The 15,660-nt window shown below is 39.5% G+C and carries 11 protein-coding genes; 5 read left to right on the top strand and 6 right to left on the bottom strand.

The window, feature by feature from the left end; translation table 11 throughout:
- Nucleotides 1-19: 19 nt before the first annotated feature.
- Nucleotides 20-1,597 carry a serine hydrolase domain-containing protein gene (locus KO534_RS09345; RefSeq protein ID WP_215929387.1) on the bottom strand — a complete coding sequence of 526 codons (1,578 nt, stop codon included), beginning with the start codon at nucleotides 1,595-1,597 and terminating at the stop codon, nucleotides 20-22.
- Between the two features lie 403 nt (nucleotides 1,598-2,000).
- Between KO534_RS09345 and KO534_RS09350 the strand changes: the two genes are divergently transcribed.
- Both KO534_RS09350 and KO534_RS09355 read left to right on the top strand, forming a co-directional pair.
- Nucleotides 2,001-3,686 carry a SufS family cysteine desulfurase gene (locus KO534_RS09350; RefSeq protein WP_215929388.1) on the top strand — a complete coding sequence of 562 codons (1,686 nt, stop codon included), beginning with the start codon at nucleotides 2,001-2,003 and terminating at the stop codon, nucleotides 3,684-3,686.
- Between the two features lie 70 nt (nucleotides 3,687-3,756).
- Nucleotides 3,757-4,761 (top strand): purine-nucleoside phosphorylase, encoded by a 1,005-nt coding sequence (locus KO534_RS09355; protein WP_215929389.1) that lies wholly within the window; start codon nucleotides 3,757-3,759, stop codon nucleotides 4,759-4,761.
- 8 nt (nucleotides 4,762-4,769) lie between these two features.
- Here the strand turns inward: KO534_RS09355 and KO534_RS09360 are convergent, their stop codons facing one another.
- Genes KO534_RS09360 through KO534_RS09370 form a run of 3 tightly spaced genes read right to left on the bottom strand, consistent with a single transcriptional unit; the run spans nucleotide 4,770 to nucleotide 7,857 of the window.
- Nucleotides 4,770-5,261 carry a hypothetical protein gene (locus KO534_RS09360; RefSeq protein ID WP_215929390.1) on the bottom strand — a complete coding sequence of 164 codons (492 nt, stop codon included), beginning with the start codon at nucleotides 5,259-5,261 and terminating at the stop codon, nucleotides 4,770-4,772.
- Between the two features lie 30 nt (nucleotides 5,262-5,291).
- Complete coding sequence (locus tag KO534_RS09365) at nucleotides 5,292-6,584, bottom strand: glycosyltransferase family 4 protein (RefSeq protein ID WP_215929391.1); 1,293 nt, start codon at nucleotides 6,582-6,584, stop codon at nucleotides 5,292-5,294.
- A gap of 10 nt (nucleotides 6,585-6,594) precedes the next feature.
- Nucleotides 6,595-7,857: a GGDEF domain-containing protein gene (locus KO534_RS09370; RefSeq protein WP_252732049.1), complete on the bottom strand. Its 1,263-nt coding sequence runs from the start codon at nucleotides 7,855-7,857 to the stop codon at nucleotides 6,595-6,597.
- A gap of 140 nt (nucleotides 7,858-7,997) precedes the next feature.
- Between KO534_RS09370 and KO534_RS09375 the strand changes: the two genes are divergently transcribed.
- Together KO534_RS09375 and KO534_RS09380 are read left to right on the top strand one after the other, a co-directional pair.
- Complete coding sequence (locus KO534_RS09375) at nucleotides 7,998-9,062, top strand: 2-dehydropantoate 2-reductase (RefSeq protein ID WP_215929393.1); 1,065 nt, start codon at nucleotides 7,998-8,000, stop codon at nucleotides 9,060-9,062.
- Entirely contained in the window at nucleotides 9,059-9,571 is a 513-nt protein-coding gene (locus KO534_RS09380) for a hypothetical protein (protein WP_215929394.1), read from the top strand. Before KO534_RS09375 ends, KO534_RS09380 begins: the two co-directional genes overlap by 4 nt.
- Nucleotides 9,572-9,742: 171 nt before the next feature.
- Here KO534_RS09380 and KO534_RS09385 read toward each other — a convergent pair whose 3' ends face one another.
- Both KO534_RS09385 and cysZ read right to left on the bottom strand, forming a co-directional pair.
- The gene (locus KO534_RS09385) at nucleotides 9,743-11,074 is read right to left on the bottom strand and encodes a diguanylate cyclase (RefSeq protein ID WP_215929395.1); all 1,332 of its coding nucleotides are present in this window, start codon (nucleotides 11,072-11,074) and stop codon (nucleotides 9,743-9,745) included.
- A 142-nt stretch (nucleotides 11,075-11,216) separates the two neighbouring features.
- Nucleotides 11,217-11,939, bottom strand: coding sequence for a sulfate transporter CysZ (cysZ, locus tag KO534_RS09390; protein ID WP_215929396.1), 723 nt, complete (start codon nucleotides 11,937-11,939; stop codon nucleotides 11,217-11,219).
- Between the two features lie 196 nt (nucleotides 11,940-12,135).
- Between cysZ and smc the strand changes: the two genes are divergently transcribed.
- Nucleotides 12,136-15,624, top strand: coding sequence for a chromosome segregation protein SMC (gene smc, locus KO534_RS09395; protein ID WP_215929397.1), 3,489 nt, complete (start codon nucleotides 12,136-12,138; stop codon nucleotides 15,622-15,624).
- The last annotated feature ends 36 nt before the right edge of the window (nucleotides 15,625-15,660 follow it).

Here is a 15,660-nt window from a genome sequence, read left to right on the forward strand (position 1 = left end):
AACTCGTTGCTTAAAATTCTTATATCTTTTTACCAAAGAGTTTATTCCCGTTGATATTGAGCATCAATCCAGATACACCATCCGTTTGCTTGCTAACAAATGTTACTTTTGCCTCCACGGCCTTTAGTGTAAATGTAGTTTGAGTCTCTGCAAAAATAGGGAGCCTAGATTCCCCCGTAGCGGTGATAAATAGGGCATTAGCTTCTCGCGTCACTACAATCGAAAAGTCTGCTAACTGGTAGGTGCCTATAAAATTATCTAACAAGTCACTATTCAAAATGATTTTAGAATGAAGTTGATTGTTAAGGCTAAATACCTTTTGGGCACTGTCGTACTTCAAGTGTTTAACAAGTAAATTTCCGAAATGATTCAAATCATTGGCATCGAATGTAAACCTATGCTCCTTTTGAAGTTTTTGTGCGATAGATAATGGGTTGCGGTAATTTTGTTGCTGTAATTCTCGTTTTAATAGTTTCACGTCATCAGACAAACCAAAATCTTCAATATAAAACTCTACTACTTCGTCCATTAAATTTTCCGGTTTCGCACCAGCTAGATTACTCAAGATAACAATTGAAATATTTAAGTCAGGGTATACCGCTATAGCTGATTGGCCACCACCAGCGGTCACTATTTTTAAACCTTTAGGAGATTCTACGACATACCAACCCAAGGCATAGGGATGCATTGATGGGTTTTCCTTAGCCCAATGATCGTTAATTAACGCTGTCGCTTTCCACAAGGTATTGAGTGAATCACTAGATTTAAAAAACGCACCGTTTTGAAGTTGTAACGTCCAATAGGCTAACTCAGTTGCACTTGAACTCATGCCGGCTCCAGCACGAATTATTGCTGGGAAATAAGTAAGGACATTAGTGAGTTCGTTCTGGCTATTAAGTCTGTAGTCTCTAGCTTGGTGAGAATTAACACTTAGAAAATGCGAGAAGCCAGCGGTTCGTGTTAATACCAAATTTTTATTGTTAAGCTGAAACTCTTCGATCAATTGCGCATAACTCTTACCGGTAATTTGCTCTATTATTTTTCCAACAATCAAATAATTAGTTTGGTTATAGTGAAATGCGGTGTCTGGCTCAAAATACAAATCTTGTTGTTTTACTTTTAACCATGATTGCTGTTCGCCTTCACTATCAATTAGTTGAAAATTTCGATTCATAATATCGGGTAAACCAGAGGTGTGAGACAAGACTTGCTGTAAGGTTACTTTTTGCCAACTTTTGGGTAAATCAGACAAATACGTTGAGATAGGTAATGATAAAGCTAGATCACCTTTCTCAACGAGTTGCATAACGGCTACTGACGTAAACGCTTTAGTTATCGACGCCAGATTAAACACTGTTGTATTGTCTACCTTGACCTCATCTTGAACATTGGCCAGCCCGTAACTAGTCACTTTGATGATTTTGTTATTTTTGATAACCACAACCTGTAATCCGGGAATGCGATTTTCACTCATTTTAAGGCGTAGAAAGTCATCAACAGGATCGGCTATTGCATGACTAAAAAATATGGGCAGGGCAACTAAAACATATATCGTGCGGGTGACTAGCGTCGAAATTTTTTGAACAGATTTGGACACTGAACTATACCTTTTTATTTGGTTTAACCTTACAACGCAAAAAATAACAGAATCAATCGAAGAAGCAACTAAACCTCTCGCGAGAGCCTATCAAATTGTGGTTCCACAGGAGCGATATTTTCCCTAGAAAAATCATACGGCTAGGTACCATATGCCTACCCAGCTAATTCATAATGTTCATCGCTCATCGATTAATCCTCTTTATTAACTTCAAGTATTGAAATGAAAATGCTGCTAGTTCAAAGCAACTTAAGTTGAGGGGATTGACTTATTTGATAGGAAAAACCGAAACTATTTACCTTGCTAACAGGCTAATGCGTGGTGTTAACTTGTTTAAATGCCTTGCTAATCAGATCACTATTGACAACAATAAGCGCATGATTATTAGCGCTTTGTCGATTTAATGCCAACCAAGTTATCCGAAAGTTTACGCCAACATTTCCCTTTTTTTTCGAGTACTCAATCCGAGCAATGTGTTTATTTAGACAACGCAGCGACGAGTCAAAAGTTGCAAAGGGTGATTGACGTCACACAACAGTATTACCAAGAGCGTTCAGTTAACGTGCATCGTTCAAGTCACCAGTTAGCGGCCTGTGTTACCGAGCAGTTTGAGCAGTCACGCAAAACTATACAGCGATTTATTGGGGCTAAGAGCCATAAGGAAATTGTCTGGACTAAAGGGGCAACCGAAAGCATTAACCTTGTGGCAAGTGGATTAGCCAAAAGTTATATTAAGCCAGGCGACAGCATCTTAGTTTCAGCGTTAGAACATCACGCCAATATCGTACCTTGGCAGCAAATCGCCCAAACTCATAATTTGCAGCTTAAAGTCATGCCCGTAGATAGTTTAGGTGTGTTAAAACTGCAGGCGTCCCTTGAGTTGATAGACGAAAACACCGCTTTGGTGGCGATTGGTCATGTGTCTAATGCTTTAGGTAATATTAATCCGATTGCCGACATCATTAATAAAGCGAAACAGCTTGGGGCGTTAACCTTAATCGATGGTACCCAAGCGGTGAGTCATTTGGCCGTGAATGTACAGCAACTAAATTGCGATTTTTATGTGTTTAGTGGTCACAAAATGTTTGGGCCAACTGGGATTGGGGTTTTATACGGCAAGTATCATTTGCTCGAGCAATTACCAGCTTATCAATTAGGTGGGGAAATGATCAAAAAGGTGAGTTTTACTGATACCACCTTTCAACCCCCTCCACTTAAATTTGAAGCGGGCACACCCAATATTGCAGGGGTCTTAGGTTTGTCTGTGGCATGTGAGTTTATACAACAACATAGAGACACATTTTTACAGCTAGAAGATCACTTGTATCAACAGTTATTGGCTACGCTAGCTGAAATTCCACAAGTTAAGTTATGGGGCGATAAGATTAACAGTATTTGTATACAGTCTTTTACTGTTGAAGGAGTCAGTCACTATGATTTGGCTGTGTTATTAGACAAACGCAATATAGCGGTAAGAGCAGGGCATCACTGCGCTATGCCTTTGATGCATGAACTTAGTATTGACGGCACGATAAGAGTGTCTTTGGCTGCGTATAATAGCAGTCAAGACATAATCACTTTTGGCGCTGCGTTGAAGGAGTGTATCGGTTTTTTGTCGGACTCAAACGTAAATTCAGCAGAACAGGCTATTGCCACTTTGGCCACCAATGCGCAGCTTAATCAACCTATGCCAATTGCGGAATCTATTCAAAAAGCTAAAAGTTGGGATCAAACCTACAGGCAATTAATGTTGGCAGGAAAGAGTTTAATTAGATTAGATCCACAATATAAAACTGAAGGATCCGCAGTGCATGGTTGTGAAAGCCAGGTGTGGTTAAGATGTCGTTTAGAGCACGGTAAACTGGTACTTGAAGGTGATTCTCCTAGTAAAATCGTTCGTGGTTTGCTGGCCGTAATATTCGAAACTTTATCAGGTAAAACAACCAATCAGATTTTAGAATTTAACTTAGCTGAGTATTTAGTTGACCTAAATTTAGGTAAACATCTAAGCGAATCAAGGGGTAATGGATTATCCGCGGTGGTTAATAAAATTGTGGCATATTGCCAACTACATAACTCAGAACAATAGATTTACACTTTGATTAAAACACTGAAATTGTGTGAGTTAGTGATATAAAGTTTAGTAACAGGAGATAGGCGTGACATTTCATCGATTATTGGTAGGGTTGTTAATTCTCTCAGGTACGTTTTCTCGCGAAGTTGTAGCTACTTCTCCGCCGATTCAGGTCAAAGTGTTTATCGCAGCCATGTTTGAAATTGGCGAAAATTCAGGTGATAAGGCCGGTGAGTTTCAGCATTGGTATTTACGTTATTTTAAAAACAGTCAACCTATTACTGTAAAGGGAGCGTTGAAACCTGTTTATTGTAATAAAGACGGAGTGTGTGGCGGCGTCTTAGGCATGGGTAAAGTGGCCTCGTCTTCTTCTATGCAGGCAATTTTACTCAATCATCAGTTTGATTTCTCCCAGGCCTATTTTATTTTGAGTGGAGTGGGTGGCACACCTCCTTCAAAAGGGACTATTGGTGATGTGACTTGGGGCAGTTGGTTAATTGATTATGATTTAGGTCATCGCTGGGCCCCAGAAGAGGCTAAACGAGACACACCTGCGTTTATGCCGCGTAAGGGTTATGAAAGTATTCGTCGCTATCAGCTCAACCCATTATTGCTAAGTTGGAGTTTGAAGTTATCTAAAGATGTAACACTTAAAGATTCACCTCAAGCTCAGGCGTATCGAAAGCGTTACCCGCAGCAATCCGCCAGACGGTTACCCACAGTGTTTGCGGGAACACATATGACAGGAGATACGTTTTTTCATGGGCCAGGATTGTCACAAGAAGCGCAATATATCAGTGAGTTATATGCTGCAGATGATTACGTGGCAACCGAAATGGAAGCGGCTGCTATTACTCAAGTTATCTCTCGCAGTTTGGGTACCCAAAAAATTCTTAGCTTACGTGGTTCAGTTAATTTTGATCAAGGTAACCCTAACGAAACCACTCTGCAGCACTTAGATCCCGCACCGGGAGAAACCGCTGGAGGTTTTGCTGAAACAGTAGAAAATATTGTTCTAGTTGGCGCTACAGTAACTGATTACATTGTTAGCAACTGGCAAGTATGGAAACAAGGTGTGCCAGCTATTTAATGGCGTGACTAACTAGCATATTTCTCTACAAAGGCCTGACAATCACCATTGTAAGTCACGTCGATTAGATAGTGGATTTTCCAATTGCCATTAATTTGTACCATCTGAAAACTGTTGGTTCCACAGTGGCTCAATTTATCATTAAGATAAAAGGCAAAAGGGGTCCACACGCTAGCTAGATGATCTTGTTGATGCATAGTTACCGCCAATATGTGCTCATCTAACTTGGCGGTGTTTTCACTGATGCTCAATGCAAACTTTTTCACATCAGTATCGATGAGTTCACCGCTATTCGAAATACGTTGTAGTAATGCTGTATCAGTAAATTGCCCTAAAATCTTGTGTTGATCGTGTGCGCGCATGGCATCGAAAAGGCGGTAAATTGGCGCAACAACGGCGTTGTCAGTTGATGCAGGTTGCTGAAGTTGATGCCCTTGAACAATCAACGGAAGGCAGCTAAGTATGGCAAGTGTCAATGTTCGCGAAAGCAAGGTTTTCATTGTTATTTTACATCCTTTGGTTGTTAACATTTAGCGACTGTTTTTAGCTTCTATCCACTGGGCCATGTATTGTGTACTTTTAAGTAGATGGTGCTGCAACATTTGCCCTATAAAATTATTACAACGATGCTGATGCAGATTTTGTTGTATATCAAGTATCCGCTGCATTAATCTAGTTTGGATCGTATCTTTATCAAAATGTTTTTTAATAAGCGAATAACCCGCTTTTTGTTTTTGTATCCATAATTGTTCATCTTGATAGATTTGTACTGCGTTTGTCGCCAAGTCTTTCGCCCAGACTAAGTGCTGGTCGCTTTGTGTTATTTCGGAACTTGAATTGTATGTAAGTTCAGATGTTAGGCCAGGCCACTCTACACCCATACTCATGCCTTCAGTACCAATATTAGTGGTTATATTTGGTGTGCCGCAAAGCATCGCTTCGGCTAACTTGCCTTTTATACCCGCGCCAAAACGTAATGGCGCTAAACATACCCTAGCTTGTTGCATCACTTGTTTGGCGTCTTGTGCCCAACCTTTAACCAAAAAGCCTTGTTTGGAGTTATGTAACTGAGTCGCTTTAGGTGGTGGATACGCTCCGAAAATATGTAGCTCAGCTTTAGGCAATTGTTGACGTATTAAAGGCCAAATATATTGTTTTAGGAATAGTACTGCATCCCAGTTGGGCTCATGACGAAAATTCCCAATACTCACAAAATGTTGCCTATCTTGGAAACTAAGCTTTGACTCAACAAAATTTTCTATGTCTACCATAAAGGGGCAGTGCCACAAAATATGCTCTGGTACAGCATAATGATTTTTAAGTAAGGCCAATTCAAAGTCTGAAATGATCAAACTTAAATCACAGCGAAAAATGGCTGCTATTTCACGTTTAGCTAAGTCACTATTTAAGTGCTGATTGGTTATTTCTGTGTGTTGTTTTAGTGCTTGGTGTCGAGCATGACGCAACGAGTGTAAATCCTCGGTATCTAAAACTCGTATCGCATTAGGGCAATGTTTAGCCACTCGCCAAGCAAACTGTTCTTCTAGCATAAAACGGTCGAATAACACTATATTAGGGTTGAGCTCAGCAATGAAACTGTCAAAGCTACTGCAATTAATAGCGACGGCTTGTTCAGTTATTCCTAATTCAGTTAAATCGGCTTTGTGCTCGCCTTGTTGTGCAGGGCTAGCAAAAGTCACCTGATAACCTTGTTCTAAAAACATCTTAAGCAAACTCAACATATGGCTGCCAGCTGCCGATGAATTAGGCTCTGGCCACACGTACCCCAAAACTAATAGGGTGTGAGTATCATTAAGCGTCATATATTAAAGCTCATTGTTTGGCAATCCTTACGCAGTTTCGGCCACCTTTTTTGGCTGCATACAAAGCAATATCTGCTTGTTTCATAATATCCGCAAACTCAGGGTGTTGTTTGGTGCGTTGGGCGATTCCAAAGCTGCTAGTGACTTTTACTATTTTTGCCGTGTTGGGTTTCTTGGGAGCCGTTTTATTCGGTTTGGGTGGTCGAGGTTTAGTTCTCAATGCAATATCATAGTCGGCAATAGTTTGGCGCACCATTTCGACAAAGGGCGACACTTCTGTAGCGGTTTTACGGGGGAAAATAATGATAAATTCTTCACCACCAAATCGAAACGTTTTACCACCGCCTGATACTTTATTGAGTTTGCTTGCCACGAGTTTTAACACTTCATCACCTACATCATGGCCATAAGTGTCGTTGAATTTTTTGAAGTGATCGATATCAGACATCACAACGGTATATTTACGACCGAGGGTCTGTACAAACTGCATCAGAGCACGCCTTGATGGAATACCTGTTAGTTCGTCTTTAAAGGCCATAGTGAAGCTATCTTTGAGTACAGAGTAACCAAACAAAGCGGCTAAACTCACCAAAGTAATCAACCCCAAGTCAGTATTGTTTTCAGCGGCGCTTGCGGTGTTGCCGTAAAAATGCATAAAAGCACTCAAAGCCAATCCAAAATACAAAGCATTATGGGTATTATCGGTTTTCACCATTAGCCGAACTAAACCGAGTAATAAGCTCACAAGGAGCAATGCACTATTAAATGGTGACACTAAAGCGCGTAACTCAGGAGAGAGTTCGAATATCAAACTATCTAAAGAGGTTAACCAAGGTTGCGCATAATCTTGCAATAGTGGAATGCTTAACCAACTTAAAACAAAAATTGTCGCAAAAATGAGTAAACTGAAAAGAACGTTAAGCCCTGAGAAGCCTTTATCCCTGCTAAACATTAAAAATACAAAGCTGAATAGGATACCGCTGAATTTTACTTCTAGCAATTCTGGGGGGAATGCCAGCTTTGTTTTCACTGCAATTAATAACAACAATAAACAAGCGTACACTAAACGACTTCGACCGAACTGCCAGGCGATAATGGCTGCTATTGCTAAACTGGCATAGCTAAGCCACCAAAGGTTTTGTAACCATGCTTTAATCAGTTCTGTGTTGTAACTATAAAAGCCGTATAAGGCACCAAAAAAAAGCAATGTGGGGAAGAACAACCAACAAAAATCAGTCAATCGAGACAACAAGGGCGACAATTTAGTAGTCAAAGACAACGCTCACTTCGATTAAAATGGATAAAAAACTCGGCCAGCTATTGTAAGTGAATTTACCCATTGGCAAAAGGTCAACAGGCCCTTTGCTTTGTGATAAAGTGTTTTAATCTCTATTTAGAATATGCAGTTCTTCAATGACAGATTTTTTCTCTTGGGAGCAACATACTGTTTTTGGTGCGGGCCTGATTGGTAGTTATTTAGGTGGTGCACTGAGTGCTCAGGGATTTCAAACCACATTAATTTGCCGTGCAAAGGCAAAATCAAAACTCACATTAGGTTTAAAACTCACTGATTACCAAGGCCATGAGGCTATCATAGCTAAAATTGATGTGCTCGATGATATACAGCTATCGACGCCCAAATTTAAGATTAAAAAAGCTAGGTTTTTATGGCTAACCGTTAAATGTACTGGCATTAAACAAGCGGTTATCGATATAGCGCCATTAGTAGATGAGAATACTATTATTCTCTGTTGTCAAAATGGTTTGGGCTCAGACGCGGCTGTGAAACAAGCCTATCCTGAAAATCTGGTTTTAAGAGTCATGGTGCCTTTTAATGTAGTTGAACTATCCCCTGGTCATTATCACCGTGGTTCAGAAGGTAAGCTGACAATTGAACAGACACCCCAGTCTAAAGTTGGCATCAGTACAGTCGCTATGGCAATACATTCAGAACTGCTACCCGTCACTACCACAGCAGAAATGGACGCGCTATTGTGGGCAAAGTTACAATTAAATTTGGGTAACAGTGTTAATGCGTTAGCTGATATTCCGGTTAAAGCTATGTTAGAGCAGCGTAGTTATCGCAAGGTCATTGCTTTACTCATGGGGGAGTTATTGCAAGTAGCGGATGCGTTAGCAATAACACTTCCCAAAGTGACGGCCATCTCTGCTCACAAAATCCCTATGGTATTGCGGCTACCCAATTTTATTTTTAGCCGCGTGGCCAACAAAATGTTAGCCATAGATCCTAATGTACGTTCCTCTATGTGGTGGGATGTGTCGCAGGGCAAATCAACTGAAATTGAGCATATAAACGGTGCCATTTTAAAACATGCTAAGGCGTTACACATTCACTGTCCTGCAAATGAAAAGATAATCAGTTTGATTAGGGCGTTAACCAACGATAAAGCACTAGATACAGATCACAAACCGCCTATTGCCGCAGAAACGCTTTTGAGATTGGTAACCCATAAGTGAACTATCTAGTTTGCATTTTCTTGCTGTTTACTGGACTCAGTGGCTGTGCTTTAAATGAACAAAATGGTCTCTTCACACAAAGTAGTGTGCAAACTGTTGATATGGGTAAATTTAATGGTTTAAGAATAATCGAAATAGCTGCTTTTACATATCCAGAAACATCCACGCAAACACAAACCACCCAGGTGTTTACCGACAAGGATAAGAATAATTTTAGTGATTCTTTACTTCAATCTCTAAAAAGGTCAGATGTCCGTGTTTTGCCTTCAGCACAAACCAAGATACATATCGATATTACCCAGCTTGTTATACTCGAAGAACGAAAAGGCACAATAATAACAATGACTGCCAATCTAGCTATAAGTAGAAATGGCATTGTCACCAGAAAAACAATTGAAATTACAAGTAAGCCTAAGTTCACTATTAGCGCAACAAAAGACAATGGCGTGAAGATGTTTATACAAGAACTGGGTGAATTGCTTAGAGAGCAATCGTCGTTTAAAAGTTAGCTTAGATATTATAGCGCTCTATAAATATCCTAAAACTAGTAAACCAGATTGAATTCCACTAGATAAATCGCGAATAAATTCAACCTAGGAATCATAAAAATGGATAATTCTGATCGTATCCAGTTTCTATAGGTTGATAGGTTATATATACATTTCAATGTCTCAAATATTTTAATTATTTGTACTAATAATACGATTTCTTCCTTGCTGTTTAGCTTGATATAGATTGATATCTGCTAATTCTAATAAGGAATTTGCAGAACTATTACTATTTGGGATAGTGCTAGCGATACCAATACTCAAGCTGACATGATTTGCTACTAGAGATTTTGCATGAGGAATATTTTTAGCTTTTAATTTTTCTATAAATAGCGTTAATTCATCAACACATTGAGCGGCCATAGTTTCGGGAAGTATCATGGCAAATTCTTCTCCACCTATTCGAGCTGCTAAGTCCGCTGGACGAGTAAAACACTTCCCCCAAAGATCGGCTATAGCTTTAATACAATCATCACCTTTTTGGTGGCCATAATGGTCGTTAAATTGTTTAAAAAAATCTATATCACCTATAACTAATGTTAAAGGTTTTTTACTGCGTTCACAGCGCTTCCACTCTATATTAAGGGAGTGGTCGAATTTCCTTCTATTAGCTAGTGAAGTCATTGAATCATGAGTGGACTGTTGTAATAATTCTAAATTCTTTCGACGTAATTTTTGGTCCTGCATTTCATAACGTTGTAGTTCTTCAAGAAGCTTTTTTCTTGGTGCTGGTAACAAACTTTGCAGCTGTATAGGTGATTTTATAAATCTCACTAAATGACGTTTAAATACCCAATAAAAAATTAACATAGGAAAGCTATAACTAAGAGCTAAAATAAACTTCCCAGTGACATTATTCATTAATGTATGGCCAAAATTTTCGTTGTACTCAATGGCAAATAACGGAAATAACAAACCGTCCAAACATAAAATAAGAATAAATGCGCAAGTATAAATAATCGAAAGAAAAGAAATATTGAAAACGAATTTACGAAGTTGAATAAACAAAAACAGTAGTAATAATAACTCTACAAATATTAATCCTCCGCCAATAATTAATACGGATAAAGAAGTCTGGAATATATTAATGGAAATATTAAGGTGATTCATGACTAGGCTTGAATCAAATAGCCAACTGTAAAGTATAAAACTCAGATAAGTAAGAGTATTAACCAGTAAAACAAGTTTCATTATATTAATTAATATACTGGCGTTACGTTCAATAATGAGCAGCATAGTAATACTCATCATAAAAGCGCCAAAAGCGATACTTCCACCAGAAATAATAATGTTGTCGGTTAACTTAAATGAATAAATACTACCAAGCAGGCTACCTAAAACTAATACAACACTGATGTATATATAAAAGGCGGTTGCTCTTGATTTTGGTTTTACTGTGGTTAAGTACAGAGGGAAAACCGAATATAAAGCAGTATTTAGTAAAAATGCACTTAACACACTCATAGTTTATATACTTATTTGTGTTGGTTTTTATAATGTTTGAAAGATACAGCACAATACTAGTGCTTTGTATAAATTAAGTGAGAGCCTATAAATAAAGGCTCATCAGAGAATAAATATTTTTCGAGCCTGTGACTTTGTCTATTTACACCCGCTCTTTTAACTTATCGACCCACAGTGCGGTTGCACCGCATACCGCCACTGGCATCACTAAAAAATTCACTATGGGAATAAGTGAAAATACACTGACGGTGATCCCAAAACTAAAACTTTCAGAACGGTGGGCGTGCAATATTCGTTTCATATCCGCAAATGACACTTTATGATTGTCACAGGGGTAATCACAATATTGGATGGCCATCATCCAAGCTGAAAATAAAAACCATAAAACTTGCCCGATTAAAGGCAGTATAAAAAACAGCAATAAGAAACCCACTGCTCGGGGAAGATAATAGGCTAGTTTTGCTAATTCTCGACCTAAAGTTCGTGGAATATCTTTAAACACATCCATTAAGCCGGTATCGTCCATAGGTTGACCAGTTAAATGTTGTTCTACTTTTTCGGCCAATAACCCATTGAATGGTGCCGCTATCCAGTTGGCTAAGGTGCCAAATATGAGTGCAAATATGAGCAGTATGGTGATCACGGCTATTGGCCAAATAATGTAGCTTAAGCCATCTTTTAGCCAACTTAGCCATTCCCAATCAGGAATGAGATCTGTTAACCACACTATACTGGCGCTAATTTCACCGAATAAGTAATAAAAGGCTGCAGAAAACAAAATAAGGTTAATCGCCAATGGGAAAAACACAAAGCGCTTTAGCCCCTTGGTTTTAATTAAACTAAAGCCTTGGAAAAAATACTCCATAATACACCTGTACTGACCGCTGTTTTGTGTATCCTAACAGAATGAAAAACAGCGTTTTTCCTAAAAGTAATGGCCGTTATTATACGTATCTCTTGCACAGGGGCAAAACGTCAATTGTTACACTTGATGACTTTTGATACATTCAATCACTGAAATATAAAAATAATACTAATTTTCGGAACAACTCCATCTTTTTATGCGCCTAAAAAAAATTAAGTTGGCTGGGTTTAAGTCATTTGTTGACCCAACCACTATCCCTTTTCCAGATGATATGACTGCGGTTGTCGGGCCTAACGGCTGTGGCAAATCGAATGTGATTGATGCTGTGCGCTGGGTGTTAGGAGAAAGTTCCGCTAAAAATTTACGCGGCGATTCTATGACCGACGTAATTTTTAACGGTTCAACCGCTCGTAAACCGGTTTCTCAGTGTAGTGTCGAATTGGTGTTCGATAACTCGTCCGGGCGAATTCAAGGCGAATATGCAGGTTATAACGAGCTCTCTGTCAAACGTATCGTCACTAAAGAAGCGCAATCCAGTTATTTACTCAATAATTCTAAATGTCGCCGTCGTGATGTGACTGACTTATTTTTAGGAACAGGCTTAGGGCCGCGCAGTTACGCAATTATCGAACAAGGGATGATTTCTAGGTTAATAGAATCTAAACCACAGGAATTAAGAGTTTTTATAGAAGAAGCCGCGGGAGTATCAAAGTACAAAGAGCGTCGACGAGAAACCGAAACCCGGATCCGCCATACTAACGAAAATCTAGAACGCCTAGAAGATGTGCGAGGTGAATTGGGGCAACAATTAGAAAAGTTGCAACGTCAGGCCACAGCAGCTAAGCGTTATAAAGAACTCAAACAAAATGAGCGCCGCTATAAGGCTGAATTGGCCGCTATACGTTGGCGGCAGCACAGTAAAAAAATAGACACCTTAGAATCAGACATTGCTAAAAAAAATGCTGACATAGAAGCCTTTGTGGCCACTCAGCGCAATGAAGAAAAAGACATCACCGAATTTAAGCAACAGCAACAAGATTGTAAACAACAGCTGAGCGATATCCAGCAGCAAGTATTTCGAGTGAGTACAGATATCACTCGGATTGAACAGAATCAAATTCATACGAAACAAAGACGTCAACAAATAGAGCAAGAATCGGCGGCCTTGCAAGAAGCTATCACCGAGAACGAAATTCATCACCAGCAAAACCTCGAGAAAATCACCGATCTGGAACAGCAACTGGAATTAGCAGAGCCAGAAAAGCTATTGCTTGAAGAGCAACTAGAGCAAGCAGAAATAAGCTTAATTGAAGCGGAAGAACAGTTCAGCCAGCAACAGAATCAATGGCGTAATCAAGAGTTGGAATTCAATCAACGCAAGCAACAAGCCCAAAGTTGTCATAGCAAAATCCAATCTTTAATGTCGATGCAAATGCGCACTCAACAGCGTATCGGGGAACTAAAAGATGAATTAAACGAAGTGTCAGATGATGAATTGGCAATTCAAATTGAAGCAAATGAGCAAGAAACTTTAATACTTGAAGAGCAAACAGAACAAAGCGCTGAAGCGTCACAACAGTCTTTGAGTATTGAGCAAAGCGTGCAACTCAATCTAAAACAGCTGACACAAGATCAAATTGCCTTAAGGGGCGAAGTACAAAGCATCGAAGCTCAACTGGCAGCGTTGAATGCCCTGCAGCAAAGTAGTGATCTAGACAACCAATCGCTACAATTTATTGAAAACCTTCAGTTGAATCACCAATCTTGGTGGCAAACTCTAGAGATTAAAGCAGATTGGGAAAATGCGTTCGAAACCATTACTCAGCATTGGCAGAATGCTCTATTACTTCCACAGAGCACTAAACACAGTGAGTTAACTGAATTGCCCGGTTCGGTTTGGTTGTTCGAAAATGACTACATTGACAATCACTCAAGTATTATTGCTGAAAATAGTATTGCCGGTAAACTCAATAACAAGGCGGTGCCTAGTTGGTTATCACACATTATGTGTGCGACTAGCCTTGAAACAGGATTGGCAATACTACCTAAACTGACGAACTATCAAAGTGTTGTGACTCAAGATGGTTATTGGTTGGGGCAGGGTTGGATGATCGTTGGAAGCGCCGAGCAGCAAAGTGGATTATTAAAACGGGCTAACCAGATCAAACAGCTTGACGTTCAACTGGAATCCGCACAAGACAGGTTGTTACACGCTGACTTGGCTGTGAATGACGAAGAAGACAAGTTAGTCATTGTCAAACGTAATGCGGAAACCGGCAAGCAACAATTTGAACATCTAAAGCTTAATTTGCAGCAAACTAAAAACCAAACACAATTGTTGGTGCAACAACAGCAACAAAATATAGGCCGCAATACTCGTCTCTCTCAAGAATTAGTGCGTCAGCAAGACACCTCAGAGCAAGAGCAGTTGCAACTTGAAGAGTTGTCATTGCAGGCTGAAGAATTAGAACAAGCAGTAGAAAATTTGCAAGAACAACAACGAGAGTTTGAACTAAACCGCGAACAACAACAGCAAAAAGTACTTGATAACAGAACTCAACTAGAAACCACCAAAAATAAATTGCACCAATTGGCTTTGCATTTACAAACGATTCGAAGTCAATATCAAGGATTAACTGAAAGTCAGCAGCGTGAAGTAACATTGCTAAATAATATGCAGCAAAAATTACAGCTATTAAAAACAGAGTTTGCCGAGTTGGCTATGCCTCTGGAAGACCAGCAAGAGTCGTTGCAACAACTTTTAGAGCAAAAATCTGTGTTAGATATTCAGCAACAAGAGTTGAATGATAAGTTAGCGGAGATTCAAGAAAAACTGTCTGTAGCAGAAAAAGGGCAGCAAGGCGTAACAGATAAAATTCAAGTCATGCTCAGCGAACTACAGAGCATTAAGTTAGAGTGTGAAGGTTATCGCGTTCGAGCAAATGGCGTGTTAGAACAATTGCAGGAGATGCAACAAAACCTTAGGTCAGTGTTGGATAGCTTACCCGAAGACGCGAATGAAAAAACTTGGCAAAATCATTTGGATAAAACTACCGCCTCTGTGACTCGATTGGGCGCGGTTAATTTAGCCGCTGTTGAAGAATATGATATTCAAGCAGAGCGCAAACAACACCTTGATGACCAAAATGATGATTTGGTGGCAGCGCTAGATATTTTAGAACAAGCCATCCGCAAGATAGACAAAGAGACCCGCTCGCGTTTTAAAGAAACTTTTGACCAAGTCAATGATGATCTAAAACAGTTATTTCCTAAAGTATTTGGCGGTGGCATGGCGTACCTTGAACTAACTGGTGATGATTTACTCGAAACGGGTGTCACTATTATGGCTAGACCGCCGGGTAAGAAAAATAGCACGATTCATTTACTTTCTGGTGGTGAAAAAGCGTTGACCGCTTTATCATTGGTGTTTGCCATTTTTAGATTGAATCCAGCACCATTTTGTTTGTTAGATGAAGTTGACGCGCCTCTTGATGATGCTAATGTAGTTCGGTTTTGTAAGTTAGTGTCTGAAATGTCAAAAACAGTGCAGTTTATTTTTATCACGCACAATAAAATTGCCATGGAAATGGCGACACATTTAACCGGTGTGACTATGGCGGAACCAGGTGTATCGCGTATGGTAGCTGTTGATGTTGATGAAGCAGTGGCTATTGCACAAGCCTAGCCATAAATACATTAGCCTTTTTAATATAATAATAAT

The organism is Paraglaciecola arctica, assembly GCF_018861065.1.
GTDB lineage: Bacteria > Pseudomonadota > Gammaproteobacteria > Enterobacterales > Alteromonadaceae > Paraglaciecola > Paraglaciecola arctica_B.

Excerpts from the sequence above, each read along its gene's own strand:
- KO534_RS09385 (WP_215929395.1), bottom strand. The coding sequence starts at position 11,074 with ATGAGTGTGTTAAGTGCATTTTTACTAAATACTGCTTTATATTCGGTT.
- KO534_RS09350 (WP_215929388.1), top strand. The coding sequence starts at position 2,001 with ATGCCAACCAAGTTATCCGAAAGTTTACGCCAACATTTCCCTTTTTTT.
- KO534_RS09360 (WP_215929390.1), bottom strand. The coding sequence starts at position 5,261 with ATGAAAACCTTGCTTTCGCGAACATTGACACTTGCCATACTTAGCTGC.
- KO534_RS09365 (WP_215929391.1), bottom strand. The coding sequence starts at position 6,584 with ATGACGCTTAATGATACTCACACCCTATTAGTTTTGGGGTACGTGTGG.
- smc (WP_215929397.1), top strand. The coding sequence starts at position 12,136 with ATGCGCCTAAAAAAAATTAAGTTGGCTGGGTTTAAGTCATTTGTTGAC.
- cysZ (WP_215929396.1), bottom strand. The coding sequence starts at position 11,939 with ATGGAGTATTTTTTCCAAGGCTTTAGTTTAATTAAAACCAAGGGGCTA.
- KO534_RS09375 (WP_215929393.1), top strand. The coding sequence starts at position 7,998 with ATGACAGATTTTTTCTCTTGGGAGCAACATACTGTTTTTGGTGCGGGC.